This window comes from Rhodococcus sp. 06-221-2 (assembly GCF_002258365.1).
Classification (GTDB): Bacteria; Actinomycetota; Actinomycetes; order Mycobacteriales; family Mycobacteriaceae; genus Rhodococcoides; species Rhodococcoides fascians.
The window spans coordinates 94,650-111,913 of the sequence record NZ_NOYJ01000035.1 but is presented as its reverse complement, the minus strand read 5'-3'; the positions used below and the strand labels follow the sequence as shown (position 1 = coordinate 111,913).

The 17,264-nt window shown below is 64.0% G+C and carries 17 protein-coding genes; 10 read left to right on the top strand and 7 right to left on the bottom strand.

The window, feature by feature from the left end:
• Window positions 1–90: 90 nt before the first annotated feature.
• Window positions 91–690 (bottom strand): NAD(P)H:quinone oxidoreductase, encoded by a 600-nt coding sequence (gene wrbA / locus CH281_RS22265; RefSeq protein WP_027495694.1) that lies wholly within the window; start codon window positions 688–690, stop codon window positions 91–93.
• Between the two features lie 158 nt (window positions 691–848).
• Between wrbA and CH281_RS22260 the strand changes: the two genes are divergently transcribed.
• The gene (locus CH281_RS22260) at window positions 849–2,027 is read left to right on the top strand and encodes an acyl-CoA dehydrogenase family protein (protein ID WP_094695522.1); all 1,179 of its coding nucleotides are present in this window, start codon (window positions 849–851) and stop codon (window positions 2,025–2,027) included.
• Between the two features lie 29 nt (window positions 2,028–2,056).
• Here CH281_RS22260 and CH281_RS22255 read toward each other — a convergent pair whose 3' ends face one another.
• Window positions 2,057–2,662 (bottom strand): NAD(P)H-dependent oxidoreductase, encoded by a 606-nt coding sequence (locus CH281_RS22255; RefSeq protein ID WP_027495696.1) that lies wholly within the window; start codon window positions 2,660–2,662, stop codon window positions 2,057–2,059.
• A gap of 79 nt (window positions 2,663–2,741) precedes the next feature.
• Here CH281_RS22255 and CH281_RS22250 point away from each other — a divergent pair, with 79 nt between their 5' ends.
• Complete coding sequence (locus tag CH281_RS22250; RefSeq protein ID WP_032381506.1) at window positions 2,742–3,317, top strand: TetR/AcrR family transcriptional regulator; 576 nt, start codon at window positions 2,742–2,744, stop codon at window positions 3,315–3,317.
• A gap of 19 nt (window positions 3,318–3,336) precedes the next feature.
• On the opposite strand, the gene CH281_RS22245 is transcribed toward CH281_RS22250, so the two are convergent.
• Window positions 3,337–4,761, bottom strand: coding sequence for an amidase (locus CH281_RS22245; protein ID WP_094695521.1), 1,425 nt, complete (start codon window positions 4,759–4,761; stop codon window positions 3,337–3,339).
• A 251-nt stretch (window positions 4,762–5,012) separates the two neighbouring features.
• Here CH281_RS22245 and CH281_RS22240 point away from each other — a divergent pair, with 251 nt between their 5' ends.
• A complete protein-coding gene (locus CH281_RS22240; protein ID WP_256983976.1) occupies window positions 5,013–6,587 on the top strand; it encodes an AbgT family transporter in 1,575 nt (524 codons plus the stop codon).
• A gap of 27 nt (window positions 6,588–6,614) precedes the next feature.
• Here the strand turns inward: CH281_RS22240 and CH281_RS22235 are convergent, their stop codons facing one another.
• Both CH281_RS22235 and CH281_RS22230 read right to left on the bottom strand, forming a co-directional pair.
• Window positions 6,615–7,604: an Lrp/AsnC family transcriptional regulator gene (locus CH281_RS22235; RefSeq protein ID WP_094695520.1), complete on the bottom strand. Its 990-nt coding sequence runs from the start codon at window positions 7,602–7,604 to the stop codon at window positions 6,615–6,617.
• A 108-nt stretch (window positions 7,605–7,712) separates the two neighbouring features.
• Window positions 7,713–8,717, bottom strand: a complete 1,005-nt coding sequence (locus tag CH281_RS22230; RefSeq protein ID WP_032391868.1) for a 1-aminocyclopropane-1-carboxylate deaminase — start codon at window positions 8,715–8,717, stop codon at window positions 7,713–7,715.
• A gap of 99 nt (window positions 8,718–8,816) precedes the next feature.
• On the opposite strand from CH281_RS22230, the gene CH281_RS22225 reads away from it, so the two are divergent.
• Complete coding sequence (locus CH281_RS22225) at window positions 8,817–9,491, top strand: GntR family transcriptional regulator (RefSeq protein ID WP_032391869.1); 675 nt, start codon at window positions 8,817–8,819, stop codon at window positions 9,489–9,491.
• Window positions 9,492–9,551: 60 nt separating this feature from the next.
• Complete coding sequence (locus tag CH281_RS22220) at window positions 9,552–9,977, top strand: nitroreductase/quinone reductase family protein (protein WP_032407238.1); 426 nt, start codon at window positions 9,552–9,554, stop codon at window positions 9,975–9,977.
• Window position 9,978: 1 nt separating this feature from the next.
• On the opposite strand, the gene CH281_RS26990 is transcribed toward CH281_RS22220, so the two are convergent.
• Window positions 9,979–10,128 (bottom strand): hypothetical protein, encoded by a 150-nt coding sequence (locus tag CH281_RS26990; protein ID WP_167328339.1) that lies wholly within the window; start codon window positions 10,126–10,128, stop codon window positions 9,979–9,981.
• A gap of 105 nt (window positions 10,129–10,233) precedes the next feature.
• Here CH281_RS26990 and CH281_RS22215 point away from each other — a divergent pair, with 105 nt between their 5' ends.
• Entirely contained in the window at window positions 10,234–10,953 is a 720-nt protein-coding gene (locus CH281_RS22215; protein WP_032366830.1) for a GAF and ANTAR domain-containing protein, read from the top strand.
• Window positions 10,954–10,966: 13 nt separating this feature from the next.
• Here CH281_RS22215 and CH281_RS22210 read toward each other — a convergent pair whose 3' ends face one another.
• Complete coding sequence (locus CH281_RS22210; RefSeq protein WP_179274254.1) at window positions 10,967–12,202, bottom strand: glycosyltransferase; 1,236 nt, start codon at window positions 12,200–12,202, stop codon at window positions 10,967–10,969.
• Between the two features lie 549 nt (window positions 12,203–12,751).
• Between CH281_RS22210 and CH281_RS22205 the strand changes: the two genes are divergently transcribed.
• From CH281_RS22205 to katG, 4 genes are all read left to right on the top strand, one after another.
• Window positions 12,752–13,231, top strand: a complete 480-nt coding sequence (locus tag CH281_RS22205; protein ID WP_052060691.1) for an STAS domain-containing protein — start codon at window positions 12,752–12,754, stop codon at window positions 13,229–13,231.
• A gap of 82 nt (window positions 13,232–13,313) precedes the next feature.
• Window positions 13,314–14,453, top strand: a complete 1,140-nt coding sequence (locus CH281_RS22200; protein WP_072692056.1) for a carboxylate-amine ligase — start codon at window positions 13,314–13,316, stop codon at window positions 14,451–14,453.
• A 106-nt stretch (window positions 14,454–14,559) separates the two neighbouring features.
• Window positions 14,560–15,033 carry a Fur family transcriptional regulator gene (locus tag CH281_RS22195; protein ID WP_045842162.1) on the top strand — a complete coding sequence of 158 codons (474 nt, stop codon included), beginning with the start codon at window positions 14,560–14,562 and terminating at the stop codon, window positions 15,031–15,033.
• The gene (gene katG / locus CH281_RS22190; protein WP_032407236.1) at window positions 15,030–17,255 is read left to right on the top strand and encodes a catalase/peroxidase HPI; all 2,226 of its coding nucleotides are present in this window, start codon (window positions 15,030–15,032) and stop codon (window positions 17,253–17,255) included. Before CH281_RS22195 ends, katG begins: the two co-directional genes overlap by 4 nt.
• The last annotated feature ends 9 nt before the right edge of the window (window positions 17,256–17,264 follow it).

The window sequence follows — 17,264 nt, the reverse complement described above, 5'->3', positions numbered from 1 at the left end:
TCACGCATGTACTACGTCCGGGTCCGCACTGGCGATGTGCGGACCCGGACGCGAATCGGTCGGTCTTCTCGAGGTGACGAGAGCCGGCCTTTACTTCGCCAGAGCCTCGGCGATGGTGACGACGCGCGTGGCCATGTGGGTCAGCGCTGCGGTGGTCGCGTCGTCCAGTTCGTTCTTGTTCTCGGGGCCGGTGACGTGGCTGACGCCGTAGGGGTTGCCGTCGGCGAACTTCAGTCCGTCGGTGTATCCGGGCGGAACCAGGACGCCGCCGAAGTGCATCAGCGAGGTGTAAAGACCGATGAGGGTGGTCTCCTGGCCGCCGTGCGCGGTCTGGCTCGAGGTGAAGGCGGCGTATGCCTTGTTCGCAAGTTCACCCTTGGCCCAGTAGCCGCCGAGCGAGTCCATGAAGTTCTGGAACGGTGCTGCGGTGCTACCGAAACGCGTCGGAGATCCGAGGATGACGCCATCGGCCCAGACGATGTCGTCGCCGCTGGCAGCGGGAAGATCCTTGGTTGCCTCGTAGTTGGCGGACCAGGCGGGGTTCTCGGCGAAGGTGCTGGGGTCGCGCGTCTCCGCGATGTGCCGCACGCGTACTTCGGCTCCAGCTGCCGTCGCTGCGTCGGCGAGCTTGTTCGCCATCGTGGATCCGTGGCCGGTTGCGGAGTAGTAGATGATTGCGATCTTCGTCATCGATGAGACCTTTCGTCGGGTGGACATCCGAAGTAGTTGCGATGTCAACTGTATTCGATGGTACCCACTATGATTGTTGTGTCAACTACTCGCGGTTGTCGGTTGTCGGTTGTCGGTTGTCGGTTGTCCGATCCGTGGGCAGCGTCGATAGTGGTGCCATGACCGTGCGCAATGCCGAGGTACCCGACGACGTCTTCGCGGACGTGAAGAAGCAGGTCGCCCAGTTCGTCCGATCGCGGGTGGTTCCGCGTGAACTCGAGATCATGAACGCCGATTCGATTCCCGACGATCTCCGGAGACAGTCCGCCGAGATGGGGTTGTTCGGATACGCGATTCCGCAAGAGTTCGGTGGTCTCGGCCTGAACTTGATTCAGGATGTCGAGATTGCCATGGAGCTCGGCTACACCACACTGTCGTTGCGGTCGATGTTCGGCACCAACAACGGAATCGCGGGCCAGGTGCTCGTCGGGTTCGGCACCGACGAGCAGAAGGCAACGTGGTTGCCCGGCATGGCGGCCGGCGACGTCGTCGCGTCGTTCGCGTTGACCGAGGACGGTGCCGGCTCGAACCCGGCAGGGCTGAGAACGACGGCAGTAGTGGACGGTACTGGCTGGATCATCAGCGGAAGCAAGCGCTACATCACCAATGCGCCCATCGCGGACCTGTTCGTCGTGTTCGCGCGAGTGGACCCGAAGCCGAACAGCGGCAACGGGATCGCGGTGTTTCTGGTCCCCGCCGACGCTGCGGGTGTCGAGGTCGGTGACAAGGACGCGAAGATGGGTCAGCAGGGAGCAGGAACCGCGGATGTGACGTTCACCGACGTCGAGGTCGACGCCGACGCTCTGGTGGGCGGCAACGGTGACATCGGATACCGGGCGGCGATGACGTCGTTGGCGCGTGGCCGCGTCCACATCGCAGCGCTCGCCGTCGGTCAAGCGCAGCGTGCCCTGGACGAATCCGTCTCCTACGCTGCGTCTTCCACGCAGGGTGGCGAGCCCATCGGCAATCATCAACTCGTCCAGGCGATGATCGCCGACCAGCAGACGGGAGTCATGGCAGGCCGGGCCATGGTGCGTGAGGCTGCCCGAGCCTGGGTGGAAAACACCGATCGACGGATCGCGCCGTCGGCGGTGAAGCTGTTCTGCACCGAGATGGTCGGCACAGTTGCCGACCTCGCGGTCCAGATCCACGGCGGCGCAGGATATATGCGCGGCGTTCCCGTCGAGCGAATCTATCGAGATGTCCGTCTTCTCCGCCTGTACGAGGGCACGAGCGAAATTCAGCGGCTGATCGTCGGCGGCGGTTTGATCCGTGCCGAGCAGAAGCGGAATCGCTGACCACCCTCGTCCCGCGTGGCGGTGGCAGGTCAGGTGAGCGCGCGCTGCGCGGCGACCCGGTCTGCGACCGTGCTACCGATAGCGGAGATCTCGGTAGCGAGTTCTGCGCGACTCCTGGTGTCCGACCCGTATACGAAGTTCGTGGATCCCACTGTGGCACCGCAGTATTCGATGATGCCGCGCTCGATCTGCGTTCGAATGGCCTGATGGACGCCATGGCGCTCGAAGCTGTCTGCATCGTCTCCCGCGACGACGACCAGATGGATTGTGAGTCGGTCCAGCTTCTTCACGAATACTCTGTCCCCGTATTCATAGGCCCAGCCCTCGACGAACACGCGGTCGATCCAGCCTTTCAGTAGTGCGGGCATCGACCACCAGTACATCGGGAAGACGAGAATCAGGTGTTCGGCGCGGTCGATCCGTGTCTGCTCCTCGGCTACATCGGACGGTGTGCTTCCGTTTCCGCGAAACAGGCTCAGATCTGCAGCCGAAAATCGTGGATCGAAGCTCTCTGCGGCGAGATCTGCGGTCTCCACGGTGGTGCCGGTGGATCGGATGGCCTCGACTACGGAGTGAGCGACCTGATGGGTCAGAGAGTGCGGGTCGGGATGGGAGACTACGACGAGCGTGTTCATGGCTGTTCCTTCGGCTGGGGAAGATCGGCTATGTACCAACAGTAGGTTACTATTAGTACATAAGCAAGGAGGTGGCGGAATGGCACGGACGAGGCTGTCGCGCTCCGATCGAAACGCCCAGTTGATCGAGGTGTCCTGGGCTCTCGTACGCGCCGAGGGGGCCGACGCGTTGACTCTCGGACGGCTCGCAGAGCATGCCGGTGTCGCGAAACCGGTGGTGTACAGCCACTTTGCCTCCCGCGCCGAACTTCTTGCCGCTCTGTTCACCGAATTCGATGCCAGGCAGGCGGCGATGCTGGAGGAATCTCTCGACTCGGCACCCATGACGGTCCGCGGTCGGGCGAAGGCCATTGCCGACTCCTACGTGGGGTGCACATTGGCCCAGGGGAGGGAATTGACGGGTGTGCTTGCGGCACTCGAAGGTTCGCCCGAACTCGAACAGGTCAAGCGCACCGCCGAGCGCGCCTACTTCGAGCGGTGTCGGGAGATTCTGCGTCCGTTCACCGATGCCGACGGCATGTCCACGCCATCTCTGACCGCCGTCTTCGGTGCCGCAGACGCGTTGTCCCACGGTGCCGTATCCGGGTCACTCACACCGGCCGAAGCGATCGGGGAGTTGACCGATCTGATCGTCGCCGCGGTCGCCAGGTCCTGAACTCGGCCCGCCGGATCTGTCAGACGGTGGCGGCCGCCGATTCGGGCGCACGACGGTGGAATGCCGTCTCGGCTTCGAATGCATGCGCTACCCGGAGCAGCAGGTGATCGGCGCGGTCGGCGGTGACGATCTGCAATCCAACCGGAAGGCCGGATGAGCTGAAGCCGCCGGGCATCGACAGCGACGGTAGGCCTGTTGCCGAGATCAGCGAAGCGGCCCGCATCCAATCGAGGTAGTTGGTCATCGGGGTGCCGTCGACGACGGCGGGGTACTCCTCGTCCGCGGGGAACGGAAGTACCTGAACGGCAGGCGCGATCAACACGTCGTATCGCGAGAAGAACTGTCGCACTGCGGTATCGAGGTTCTTGCGAGCGGTGTTGGCGGAGATCATGTCTCGTGTCGTGAGCGCCATTCCCTTGTCGACGTTCCACTGCACGGCGCTCTTCATGCGATGCCGGTGTTCGTCCAACAGGTGCCCGTAGGCGGTGGCGAAGTCGAAGGCACGCGTCGTCTGGAACACCTCGTCCGCGTCGGACAGGTCCGGGCAATCGACGTCCACACTGGCACCGAGTTGCTCGAACACGTGCAGTTGGCGGCTCAGGACGTCGATCACCTCACGGTCGACGGGTACGCCGAGACCGAAATCCGTTGTCCACGCTACTTTCAGCCCACGCAGCGAGCCGGCCTCCTCCGAGCGGTACGAGTCGTCGAGCGGGAGACCACGAGGGCTGGACGAATCCGGACCGGCGAGTGCGCGCATCAGAAAGCGCACGTCCTCGATGTCGTGCGCGAGCACGCCCTGCCGAGCGATCCAGGCCCACGGGTTCTTGGCGGGCAGCATCGGAATTCGGCCCAACGACGGCCGGTATCCGACGAGGTTGCAGAACGATCCCGGAGTGCGCAGCGACCCGCCCATGTCCGACCCGTCGCCCGCCGGTTGTATCCCGGCGGCGATGGCGGCGGCGGCACCGCCACTGCTGCCGCCGGCACTGCGAGTCGGATCGTACGGATTGGTGGTGGTACCGAACAGCGGATTGAAAGTGTGTGAGCCTGCAGCGAATTCGGGAACGTTGGATTTGCCGGTGGTGTTGACACCTGCGCGCTTGAGGCGGGCGATGATGCCCGAGTCCTCGGTGGGGATGTTGTCGGCCAGGATGGGCGAGCCGAAAGTCGTGCGCAGACCGGCGGTCAGGTGATTGTCCTTGTGCGTCATCGGGACGCCGTGCAGAACGGGCAGTGCCTCGCCGGACACCGTTGCGCGGTCTGCTGCACTCGCACGTTCGGTCGCCCCATCGATGTCGAAGGTCACGATCGCGTTGACGACAGGGTTGAAGTCGTCGATGCGAGCCAGATGCGACTCGAGCGCCTCGCGGGCCGAGATCTCGCGATCGCGGATGTGTGCCGCGAGCGCGCGCAGGGACAGTGACTGAATGTCGCCGGTCATGAAACTCCTCGCTTCGATCCGGATCGGCCGGAGTTGTTGTCGGAAGCCTGTTTCAAGACTGCACCACCGCGCGGAGCCCACCGGGCTATCGTCGTCCATTGAGCGTTTTCGCCGTTGGATTGGCGGTTTCGCTCAGACGGCCGAAAATTTCACACATGCAACATATCGGCAACGTGAACCGACTTGAGTGAGCAGGACATCCGAGCCCGGGGCTCGGTCGCAGTCCGACGGTATGCGAAAGAGAGTCAATCATGTCCAGTCAGATCGACGGTCCACCGGCAACTGCGGATGCGCCCGAAGCACGAATGCCCTGGGGACTGAAGACACTGTTCCGTCTTGTGTCCAGCATCGAACGCGTCGGCAACAAACTGCCGCACCCCTTCCTGTTGTTCTGGCTTCTGGCCGCAGTGCTGGCAGTGGTCAGCGCGATCCTCGCCGCACTGGGCACCGGGGTGGTGCTACCCAGCACCGGTGAGGTGTCGATGGTTCGCAGCCTGCTCAGCAGTGACGGCGTAGCCATGATCTTCGGAACGGCACTGGACAACTTCGCGGGGTTCGCGCCGCTCCCCATCATCGTGACCGTCATCCTCGGTGTGTCCGTCGCCGAGCATTCCGGTGTGCTCACCACGCTGCTGCGCGCCACCATCGTGAAGCTGCCCGCCAAGTGGGTGACGTTCTCGGTTGCCTTCGCCGGGACCATGTCTCACGTCATGTTCGACGCGGCATTCATCGTCGTCCTTCCGCTGGCGGCAATGGCGTTCAAGGCAGCGGGCCGAAGTCCTGTACTGGGCATGATGGTGGCGTTCGTCGCCATCGCCGGTGGCTACAACGCGTCACCGTTGATCACGCCCAGCGATGCCATCATGTCGTCGTTGACGACCTCCGCCGCTCAGATCGTCGATGCCGATTACAGCGTGACCCCGGTGGACAATTACTTCTTCAGTCTCGCGTCGTCCCTGGTGATTTCGATCTTCATCACCCTGGTGGTGGAGTTGGTGATGGCCAAGCACATGAATCTCGATGCCGACGAGGGCGTCGAGGACGGCGCAGAAAAGCTGGCACTCGATCTCGAGCCGATCGAGAAGAAGGGAATGCGCCGCGCCGGAGCAGCTTTGGCGGTGTACGTGGCCGTCGTCGTCGCGGCACTGCTTCCTCCCTCGTCGCCGCTGCGTGGTGAGGACGGCGGGTTCGTACAGTCGATCGTGCTGCAGAACATCGCGTTCTTCATCGCGATCGCCTTCGTCCTGGTCGGATGGGTGTACGGACGCACTACCGGCAGTCTTCGGCACCTCCGTGAGATTCCGGAATCGATGGCCGTCGGCATCAAGACCCTTGCTCCGATCCTGGTGCTGTTCTTCGCGATTTCGCAGTTCCTCGCCTACTTCAAGTGGACCGGCATCGGCAACGTCGTTGCGGTCGAGGGCGCGGAACTGCTGAAAGCCGGGGGATTACACCCCCTCGTGGTGTTCGCCATGATGCTGGTGCTGATCTCGGTGATGAACCTGCTCGTCACCAGTGGTTCGGCCATGTGGTCGATGCTGGCCCCGGTTCTCGTGCCGATGCTCATGTACATCGACGTCAACCCCGAAACCACCCAGGCCGTCTACCGAATCGCCGATTCCTGCACCAACGCGATGACCCCGATGTCGGCCTACTTCGTGCTCACCCTCGGACTCATCCAGCGCTACAAGAAGAATGCAGGCATCGGTACCCTCGCCTCGTTCACCATCCCTGTCGCGCTGGGCATGCTGATCGTGTGGGCGGCGTTGTTCGCAGTCTGGTACATGCTCGGCATCCCGCTCGGCCCCGGCGCACCGATCCGTTGACCGCAGTGACTGCCGCGTCGTACCGGATCAATACAGGTACGACGCGGAGTCCGCGGCCAGCAGACGGTTGCCGCTGCGTTTGGTGGCCCGCAGAATCGACACCACCGAGATCGCGTCGGCCAGGGCGGCCCAGTCCGACGCAGTTGTCATGCGATGCAACGCCATTCGGTCCGGGCACGCGAGGTTGACGAGCAGACTGTCCGAGCCCGCGAGGGCCACCGCGTATCGAACCTCCGAATGTGCGAGCAATAGCTCGACCAGTGCTTCGTGGTGTCGAGGCGGAACCTTGACCCAGGCAAGGGCTTCCGCCGAATACCCCATCAGCGCCGGCTCGACGACCACCCGCAGTCTGGATTTGTTGGTCTGTTCCAGAGTGTCCATGTGGCGTCGGACAGTGTTCTCGGTGGCACCGACGACGCGCGCGATGTCCGAGGTGGGCGTCCGGGCATCCTCGGCCAGGACGCGCAGAATGCTGCGGTGCAGGGTCGAGATCTCCGGTCCCACACGGCCGTCCGGTTGGTAGCCCTCGTGTACGGGAGGCGTCAGGGCCGCGATCTGGTGCGCATTCAGAATCGCCGGCCGCCACTCGCGGACCGAGCGATAGACCCGCGTGATGGGATCTACCCGAATGCGTCTGATCCCGGTGATGCCGGGTAGGTCGTCGAGCATCAGATCCGCCAGATGGGCATCGTCGACCAGGACTTCGGCGACGCATTCCTCGTGCCCCGACGTGGCGTACACGAACATCGTGTCGTCGCGGCGCGCCAACCCGACTGCCACGGCACGTGCCATACCGACGTGACATCGAGCTCGCAGAACGACCGCGCCCGTCGCGCCGATGACGCCGACCACGCGCACGTCCCCGGAATCGAGTAGTTCCTTGCCGCGTCGGGTGACGGTGCGTTCGGGTTCACCGAGCGCCTCGGCGATGCTGACCCAGGACGCCCGGGGATTGAACTGCAGCGCCGCCGTGATTCGGCAACTCAGCGAGTCCAATTCGTTGGAGCGCTGCCTCATGCGTACACCTTCGCTCGTCGTGCCGAATCGGGTCGGCCGGTGCAGAAACAGGTTCGGTGCCCGAGGATCACCTGTCGATCCTCGGGCACCGGTACCGCGAAGTCCAGCTCAGAAGATTCCGCTGTACGCGTTGAGGGCGGGCTGACCACCCAGGTGCGCGTAGAGAACGGTGGAGTCCTTGCCGATATCGCCCTTCTGAACCAGATCGATCAGTCCGGCCATGGACTTGCCCTCGTACACCGGGTCGATGATCACGCCTTCGAGACGGCCGGTGAGCTTGATTGCCTCGATCGTGGAGTCGACGGGTATTCCGTAGTAGTCGCCGGCCCAGCCTTCGAGGACGGTGATCTCGTCGTCGCGAAGATCGCGACCCAGTTCGATGAGTTCTGCTGTGTTACGGGCGATTCGGGCCACCTGGTCGCGGGTCTGAGCGATTTTGGCGGATGCATCGATGCCGATCACTCGACGCGGCCGATCCTGCCCGGCGAACCCGGCGATCATGCCGGCATGCGTCGACCCGGTCACGCTGCACACCACGATCGTGTCGAAGAAGATGCCGAGCTCCTCTTCTTGCTTCTGTACTTCGTACGCCCAGTTGGCGAAGCCGAGTCCGCCGAGCTTGTGGTCGGAGCCGCCCGCGGGAATGGCGTAGGGCTTGCCGCCCGCTCGCTCGACGTCCTCGATGGCCTTCTGCCAGCTGTCCTTGAATTCGATTCCGAAGCCCGACGGATCGAGGCGGACATCTGCACCCATGATGCGGGAGAGCAGGATATTGCCCACCTTGTCGTTGACCGAATCCGGCCAATCGACCCACTTCTCCTGCACCAGAACGGCTTTGAGTCCGAGCTTTGCCGCGACCGCAGCCACCTGTCGCGTGTGGTTGGACTGCACGCCACCGATCGAGACCAATGTGTCGGCACCCTGCGCGAGTGCGTCGGGAACGATGTATTCGAGCTTGCGGGTCTTGTTGCCGCCGTAGGCCAATCCTGCGTTGACGTCTTCTCGCTTGGCCCAGATCTTGGCCCCGCCGAGGTGCGCGCTCAGTCGTTTCATCGGGTGAATCGGGCTCGGGCCGAAGGTGAGGGGATAACGCTCGAAGTCCGCGATCGCCACGTGGTTCTCCTTTGATCGGTGTGTCATGCAGGATGCAATATATCGCATACTGTACGTGGGACACCTCGCCAGCGAAAGCGGTGGGCTACGATATTTTGCATGCCGGTCCCCGTCGAGCTCGGAAAACACAAGCGCTCCCTGCTGCGCGACAACGCCTACGTCTCGATTCGCGACGCCATCGTCGACGGCACCTTCGCGCCCGGCGAGCGGCTGCGGGATGCCGAACTCGAGCAGTGGCTCGGGGTGTCGCGGACACCTATTCGCGACGCCATGGCCAGGCTGGAACTGGCGGGCCTCGTACACACCCAGCCCGGGCGTTCGACCATCGTGTCGACCATCGAACGCAAGGCGGTGTTGGACGCGCAGGCGGTCGCGGCATCGATGCATGCACTCGCGGTCCGGACGGCTGTACCGCTGATGAACAAGCGCGACATCGCCGCGATGCGTCGCGCCAACAAGGATTTCGCCGCCGCATTCACCCGAGGCGATGTGGACCTCGCGCTGGCCGGCGACGACGCATTCCACGCAGTGGCCGTCGAAGCGAGTCAGAATCAGGTCGTGGTCACGGTTCTCGAGCAGGTGACGCCGACCCTGCGCCGACTCGAACGGCTACGATTCGCCTCGCTGGTGGGCCGAGATTCGATAGCCCAACACGAACGGATCATCAAGCTCTGCAGTGAGGGTGACGCGGACGGTGCGGCCGCTGCAGTGCAAGAGAATTGGGAGTCGTTGTCTTTGCTCGTCGATCACGAGGACGGAATACCGGGAAATTGACACCGTCGAACGCCGGCGAAAAGCGGAGTGGCCGCGCCGCATGGGCGGCATAATCGGCCCATGGCCGACTTCAACGAGATCATCATCGACGAGTTCCGAAGCAACAATGGCCACGTGTCCACGGCCGGCTTCGGTGATTCGCTCGTCGTTCTGCACACGATCGGGGCCAAGAGCGGTGCGGTGCGGCTCAACCCGCTCATGGCGATTCCGGAGGGAGAGAGCTGGTTGGTGGTCGGCTCGGCTGCCGGGTCACCGAAAGATCCAGCGTGGGTGCACAATCTGCGAGCCCATCCGGCCATCGACATCGAGACACCCGGGGACGGAGGCATTCGCACCGTTGCCGTCGACGCCGACGAGATTCCGGAATCCGAGTGGGACCGGCAGTGGCAGAAATTCCTCGACGCATCGGACGGATTCGCGAAATACACGGAAACGGCCGAGGGCAGGCGGTTTCCGATCTTCCGTCTGACCCCGACCGCCCAGTGAATCAGTTCTGCGTGTCGTCCTCGGGCGGGTGTGGGACGTTCTCTTCGTCGACGTGAGCACCGACTGCAGCCTCGTCGGGAGATTCTTCGCGCGGACCGTCGTTGCTGCCTTCGGATGGGATCTCTGCACCTGCATCGGTCGGCATGGTCATGAGCACTCCTGATCGTCGGTCGGTTGGTTGCTGCGCTCTGCATGCCCCGCTTCCGGTGGACTCAACCGTCGAGCGGTCGATTCCTGTTGACTAGCATCGTCAGGTATGGGACCCGATCGATCGATGACAGCTCGCGACCTCACACAGGCGATTGCCGAAGCGACGAGGTCATTTTTCGCACCGTCCAGTCTCGACGAGACTCTGCGCGGCGTGACGGAGAGCGCCCGATCTCTGATACCCGCGGTCGATTGCGCCGACATTCTCGTGGTGGCGGGGCCGAAGAAGTACCAGTCGCACGCCGCGACCAGTGAGCTGCCGGTGCGCCTGGACGCAATGCAGGAACGCCTCGACGAGGGGCCGTGCATCGATGCCGCACGAAGCGAGCTGTTCGTGCGGTGCAACGACTTCCGCTCCGATTCCCGCTGGCCACGTTTCGGTCCGGAGGCGGTGGGAGCAGGGGTTCTCAGCAGCCTGTCCTTCCGCCTTTACACCAACGAGGACACCATCGGGGCGCTCAATCTGTTCGCACTGACCAGTGATGCGTTCAGCGACGAGGACGAGGAACTCGGTCGCGTGCTCGCAACCCACGCTGCGGTGGCGTTGTATGCAGCGAACAAGACCGAGCAATTCAAGTCCGGCTTGGCTTCACGGGACATCATCGGCCAAGCCAAGGGCATGTTGATGGAGCGGTACGGAATCGATGCGGTACAGGCGTTCGACTTGATTTCACGGCTGTCGCAAACCCAGAACGTCCCGGTGGCCACCTTGGCCGCAGAACTCGTCGACCTCGGTTCCGAATCGAACAAGGAACGCTCGTCCAGATAGGCTCGCCGGCTGTTCACACCGTGTGCCGACGAGAGGGTGCAGTCGGCGGCACCGGATGGTCGTGAGTCGAGCCGGCTTGCTGGGTCGACCCGGCGTTCACTGTCGACCCGGTCTGTGCGGTTGCCTCGTAGACGCGTGAAGTGTCCTCGGCGATGCGGTCCCACGAGAAGCGAGATTGCGCACGGTCGGAGCCGGACACTCCCAGCTCGAAACGCCTGGACTCGTTGCGTAGCAGCAGGGCCAGCTCTCGTGCCAAGCGACGACGGTCGCCCGGCCTGATCGAGCGGCCGGTGACCCCGTCGATCACCAACTCTCCGGCGTAGCCCACTCCGTATGCGACGACGGGAAGTCCGCACGCCATGGCTTCGAGGGTGGCGATCCCTGCCGATTCGGTCGGGGACAGGCAGACGAACACGTCGGCCGACCTCAACAGCGACGACATGTGGCGATGGCGGACCGGGCCGGTGAACACCGTGCGCCCGGCCATGCCGTGTGCTGCGGCGACCGTGCGTAGCTGCGCCACGCCGCTGGATTCGCGTGGCTCGCCGCCGACAACGACCAATTCGGTGTCGTCGAGTTTTCCGAGCAGTTCGATGATCGTCGATACCTCGGCATCCGACCCGACGGTCGCCACCCGACACGCGGCACCGCTGCGTGGTGCGGTCGGTCCGGATGGATCGAAGTCACTCAGATCCACCCCGGTCGGGACGATGGACACCTTGGCTCTGGCGACGCCCATCCGCGTCAACATGTCGGCCTCGTCGGGACATGACGCGATGATGCGGCTCGCCGATCGAGCGATCTTCTTCTCCATAGCCGCCCGGGGAACCACCGAATCGGTGCCGGCCGTCGGGGGCCCGGATCGGTCGGTCGCGGCGAGACCGTGGAACGACATCACCGTGGGGACGCCCGTCGCGCCGGCGGCCAGTATGGTTGCCAGCCCCGACACCCATGAATGTGCATGTGCTACATCGGGTTTCGTTCGGAGCAAGTGATCGCGGAGCGCGGAGGCGAACGCGCTCGTGTGAGGAATCGATTCCTCTTCGGTCATCGGGACAGCAGGCCCCGCAGACAGGTTGACCACCCGGTAACCGTCGGGGGTGAGCAGCTCGTCCTCGTGATCCGGGTTCTGCTTCCTGGTGTACACATCGACTCGGGTGCCGGCGCGGGCCAGCGACGAGGCCAGCCGATCGAGCTGGGCAGCCGATTGTTCTGCCTCGATGCCGGCCGCATCAATTATCGGACTCACGTGTTCGGAGACAAGCGCAACGTGCATATCGATTCGATCCCTGATGGGTTCGCACGGCCCCTTTCGGGCGCATAGCCCGGCACCGGTGAAGGGTGTGGGATATGCCGACCCGATTTTGGAGTCAGCGTGCTCGAGACGCGGCCAGAACGGTCATCGCAACTGGGCGTCGAACACCACCCTATTACGTGCAGCCGCGTTGCGAAACCTCACACGAGGGAGTTGCCATCGCTGGAACGCTCACAACGGGCCGAACCGACGTGCCTTGCGGCCGAAGCGGGGAGCGTGTTCGGTACGGCTTCCGGGCACTGGATTGCGGTCGGTTCAACCGTCAACCGCCGACAATCGCAGCAGCGTAGCGTGTTTCGCCAGGCGCATTTGTGTATACACTGTTTCCACGCGGTTGAGGAGAAGCCCCGTAGTCAGGAAGTAGCGACTGCGAGATGTGCCCGACCGCGCTCTTCGACACCTGATGGTCCGAGATTCGTTTTCTCGAGAACTGGTGTCAGAGGCAGCCGACAGTCTCCGGTCGCGAGCCGGTGGAGGTGGGCAATGGTGTTTCTACGGTCGGTGCACAGTGATCCGGAATCGATTCGATTGTCGTTCTGTGGGCCGGACAATCCCGAGGACGGCGCATTCGCGCTGTCCGTGGACGAACTCGTCGGCGGACCGGTCGTCATCCGCATCATCGGGTCGATCGACAGATCGGCAATTCCGGTCATAGGCGAATGCGTGTCGGAGGCCATCGTGTGCGGGCGGTCGCTGGTCGTGGATCTGCTCGATGTCGAATTCGTCGACCCCGCAGTGGTTCCCGTCCTCTCGGCAGCTGCCTCTCGGCTCGCTGCGCACCGGTGTCGCGCGATCGTCGCCTGTACACCCGAGCTGCAGCGACAACTCGATCCGAGTGGCGCTCACCTCGGTACGGAGTGCGTCCGCAGCGTCGCGGACGCCGTTCGAAGTGCGGTGAAACCGGCGAGATCCGAACAGGTTTCGAATTCCTGCACAGGCGAGACGCATGCGCGGTCGGCGTGACCGGCAGTTCCGCACCGTGCACGATCGTCGCCGCGGTGTATCTCGCGGTGGGGGTCGGCGATCACCCGGGCGACAGCGCCCGATGAGTGCAGAGGCAGTCCCCACCGTTGGAGTGGAGGAGGAGTTCTTTCTCGCCGACATCGACATGCTGCGTCCGGTGGCGGTCGGCCCCGGTGTCGTTGCGCATGCCCGAGCTGCGGGAATCGATGCCGTCTCGGAGCTGACCGAGGTGCAGGTGGAGGCCAATTCGCCTCCGCTGCAGTGTCTTCGCGAATTGCGGGAGAACGTGATCTCCACCCGCGCCACGCTGTCGGCGGTGGCCCTGGCGCAGGGTGCCCACCTACTGGCGGCGGGTGTCTCGCCGGTTGCGCCTGCTGATCGTGGCCGCCTGCCCATCTCGGACGGCTCCCGCTATCGGCGTCTTGCCGAGACCTACGGCGCACTGGCAGAGAGCGTTGCCACGTGTGGGGGTCACATTCATGTCGAGGTGCCGGACAAGGAGACGGCGATCGGGGTATGCAATGTCGTGCGGCCCTGGCTCCCGACACTTCTGGCGTTGACGTGCAACAGCGCTATACACGACGGCGTCGACACTCGGCACTCGAGTTGGCGTTCGACGGTGTGGGGCAGGTGGCCGACGGCTGGTCCGCCCCCTCACCTGAGTTCGACGGCGGAGTACGACGACCTGGTCGGCTCGATGATCGAGACCGGGATGATTCTCGACGAAGCATCGCTCTACTGGGATGTACGGCCCAGCTCCCACCAGCCGACGGTCGAGGTGCGGGTCGGCGACGTACCTGCCGTCGCCGAGGAGGTGGTGTTGTCCGCTGCACTGGTCCGCGGTCTCGTCGTCACGGCCCTTCGGTCCATCGACCGCGGCGAGCCGGCACTCGTCGTGGCCGGCAATCACCTCGCAGCGGCATACCACCGTGCCCGCATGGATGGATTGACCGGCGTCGCAGTGGATCCGAGCACCGGGAGACCGGTGTCGGCATCGAGTCTGCTCCGATCGCTCGTCCGCTACGTGGAACCGGCGCTGACCAGCACAGGCGACCTCCGCTGCGTGCAGACTTCTCTCGAACGTTTGACGCACCTCGGGAACGGCGCGCAACGCCAACGCCGGATCTTCTCGCGCAATGCAGACGCTGCCGCCGTCGCTGCTCACGCAGCCCGTTTCACTACTGCTGAGTGGAACTCGCCGGTGGCACAGGACGCGGGTTGATCGCGGTGGCCGGCCTCGTCTGTAGGCGGCCGTGCCCGCGCCGCGACAATCGACCGATTCCAGGAAACGATCGACGATGCGACCGAAGGTGGTTATCGTGAAAGCCATGGCAAGCACTTCCGCCAGCATGCTTCGTGACGCCGGACTGAGGGTGACGCGTCCCCGAGAGTTGGTTCTCGATATCGTTGATGCACAACCGCATTCCGATACCGACACCATCTTGCGACTGGCGCGCGCCACCCTGCCCACGGTCTCGAAGCAGGCCGTGTACGACGTGCTCGATGCGTTGACTGCATCGGGTTTGGTTCGTCGTATCCGCCTCGCGGGTCACTCCGCACGTTACGAAACCAGGGTGGCAGACAATCATCACCACATCGTCTGCCGTTCCTGTGGTTTCATCGTCGACGCCGACTGCGCCACCGGTGAGCCACCGTGTGCACGACCCGCCCGAGATCACGGTTTCGTCCTCGACGAGGCCGAGGTGACCTACTGGGGAACGTGCCCCAGTTGTGCATCCGACCGATCGATCGCAGCCCGCGATCGTCCATCCACAATGCCCATCGGAAAGGACAATTCGTGACCTCCGACGCACGCCCACCCCACTCCGCCACCGAGACCGCCAGCACCAGCGAGAGCGAGAATCCGGTCATCGAGTCGCCGAAGCCCAAGGCGCACGCACCGCTGACGAACAAGGACTGGTGGCCGGAGCAGATGGACCTGTCCATCCTGCATGCGCATACCTCCAAATCGAACCCGTTCGGCGAAAAGCTCGACTACAAAGCGGAATTCGAGAAGCTCGACGTGGACGAGCTCAAAGCCGACGTCATCTCGGTGATGACCACTTCGAAAGATTGGTGGCCGGCCGACTACGGCCACTACGGCGGACTCTTCATTCGTATGAGCTGGCACGCCGCCGGCACCTACCGCACGTTCGACGGACGAGGCGGTGGGGGTCAGGGCGCGCAACGCTTTGCGCCACTGAACAGTTGGCCGGACAACGCCAACCTGGACAAGGCGCGTCGGTTGCTGTGGCCGGTCAAGCAGAAGTACGGCAACAAGATTTCGTGGGCTGATCTGCTGGTGTTCGCCGGTAACGCGGCGCTCGAGTCCATGGGGTTCGAGACGTTCGGATTCGGCTTCGGTCGGGAGGACATCTGGGAACCGGAAGAGGTCTTCTGGGGTCCCGAGGATCAGTGGCTGGGCACCGACAAGCGATACTCCGGCGAACGGGAGCTCTCCAAGCCCCTCGGTGCCACCACCATGGGCTTGATCTACGTCAATCCCGAAGGCCCCGAGGGAGAGCCGGATCCGGTGGCCGCGGCCCACGACATCCGGGAAACCTTCGCGCGGATGGCGATGAACGACGAGGAGACGGCGGCACTCATCGTCGGTGGACACAGCTTCGGTAAGACACACGGAGCCGGACCGGCCGACAAGATCGGGCCGGAACCCGAGGGTGCCCCCATCGAACAGCAGGGCCTCGGCTGGAAGAGCGGTTACGGCAAGGGCAAGGCCGAGGACCAGATCACCAGCGGGCTCGAGGTGGTCTGGACGGAGACTCCGACGCAGTGGGGTAACGGCTACCTGAAGAATCTCTACGGATACGAGTGGGAGCTCACGAAGAGCCCCGCCGGCGCGTGGCAGTTCACTGCCAAGGACGGTGCCGGTGCGGGCACGATTCCCGATCCGTTCGGCGGTCCGGGCCGTGCCCCCACGATGCTCGTCACCGACATCTCAATGCGGGCAGATCCGGCGTACGAGAGGATCACTCGGAGGTGGTTGGATCACCCCGGGGAGCTCTCGCTCGCGTTCGCCAAGGCGTGGTACAAGTTGCTGCACCGCGATATGGGACCGGTGTCCCGGTACCTCGGGCCGTGGGTTCCCGAACCTCAGCTGTGGCAGGACCCGGTTCCATCGCCGCACGGTGACCTGATCGACGAGGCGGACGCATCTGCGTTGAAGTCGGCGATCCTTGACTCGGGCTTGACGATCGCTCAGCTCATCGGTGTCGCGTGGTCGTCGGTCAGCAGCTTCCGAGTCACCGATTACCGCGGCGGTGCCAACGGCGCTCGGGTTCGGCTCGAGCCACAGAAGAGTTGGGAGGCAAACGAACCCGAGGTCCTCCGCGAGGTGCTCGCAATCTTGGACGGTATACGCGAAAAGTTCGAGGGCTCGGCGGCCGGTGACAAGAAGGTCTCGCTCGCCGACGTCATCGTGCTGGCCGGCAATGCGGCCGTCGAGAAGGCCGCACGCGACGCCGGTTACGAGGTGACCGTCCCGTTCCGGCCGGGTCGCACCGACGCGACGCAGGAGCAGACCGACGTCGAATCGTTCTCGGTACTCGAGCCACGAGCCGACGGGTTCCGCAACTACATGGCTGCAGGGGAGAGCACTCCCGAGCAGGTGTTGTTCCTCGATCGCGCCTACATGCTGAATCTGACTGCGCCCGAGATGACGGTTCTTCTCGGCGGTCTTCGAGCCTTGGGGGCCAACCACGGTGGTTCGAGCCATGGAGTGTTCACCGATCGCCCCGGAGTTCTGAGCAACGATTTCTTCGTCAATCTTCTCGACTCCGACACCGAGTGGACGACGAGTGAGGACGGCACCTACGTCGGCACGGATCGTGGCTCCGGCAGCCAGAAGTGGACAGCGACATCGATCGACCTGGTGTTCGGGTCCCATTCACAACTGCGAGCGCTGTCCGAGGTGTACGCCCAGGCCGACAACGGTGGCAAGTTCGTCGACGACTTCGTGGCCGCGTGGGCGAAGCTGACAGACAACGATCGATTCGACATCCGGTAGCGCGGAGCC

Excerpts from the sequence above, each read along its gene's own strand:
- wrbA (WP_027495694.1), bottom strand. The coding sequence starts at position 690 with ATGACGAAGATCGCAATCATCTACTACTCCGCAACCGGCCACGGATCC.
- CH281_RS22260 (WP_094695522.1), top strand. The coding sequence starts at position 849 with ATGACCGTGCGCAATGCCGAGGTACCCGACGACGTCTTCGCGGACGTG.
- CH281_RS22255 (WP_027495696.1), bottom strand. The coding sequence starts at position 2,662 with ATGAACACGCTCGTCGTAGTCTCCCATCCCGACCCGCACTCTCTGACC.
- CH281_RS22250 (WP_032381506.1), top strand. The coding sequence starts at position 2,742 with ATGGCACGGACGAGGCTGTCGCGCTCCGATCGAAACGCCCAGTTGATC.
- CH281_RS22245 (WP_094695521.1), bottom strand. The coding sequence starts at position 4,761 with ATGACCGGCGACATTCAGTCACTGTCCCTGCGCGCGCTCGCGGCACAC.
- CH281_RS22240 (WP_256983976.1), top strand. The coding sequence starts at position 5,013 with ATGTCCAGTCAGATCGACGGTCCACCGGCAACTGCGGATGCGCCCGAA.
- CH281_RS22235 (WP_094695520.1), bottom strand. The coding sequence starts at position 7,604 with ATGAGGCAGCGCTCCAACGAATTGGACTCGCTGAGTTGCCGAATCACG.
- CH281_RS22225 (WP_032391869.1), top strand. The coding sequence starts at position 8,817 with ATGCCGGTCCCCGTCGAGCTCGGAAAACACAAGCGCTCCCTGCTGCGC.
- CH281_RS22220 (WP_032407238.1), top strand. The coding sequence starts at position 9,552 with ATGGCCGACTTCAACGAGATCATCATCGACGAGTTCCGAAGCAACAAT.
- CH281_RS26990 (WP_167328339.1), bottom strand. The coding sequence starts at position 10,128 with ATGACCATGCCGACCGATGCAGGTGCAGAGATCCCATCCGAAGGCAGC.
- CH281_RS22215 (WP_032366830.1), top strand. The coding sequence starts at position 10,234 with ATGGGACCCGATCGATCGATGACAGCTCGCGACCTCACACAGGCGATT.
- CH281_RS22205 (WP_052060691.1), top strand. The coding sequence starts at position 12,752 with ATGGTGTTTCTACGGTCGGTGCACAGTGATCCGGAATCGATTCGATTG.
- CH281_RS22200 (WP_072692056.1), top strand. The coding sequence starts at position 13,314 with ATGAGTGCAGAGGCAGTCCCCACCGTTGGAGTGGAGGAGGAGTTCTTT.
- CH281_RS22195 (WP_045842162.1), top strand. The coding sequence starts at position 14,560 with ATGGCAAGCACTTCCGCCAGCATGCTTCGTGACGCCGGACTGAGGGTG.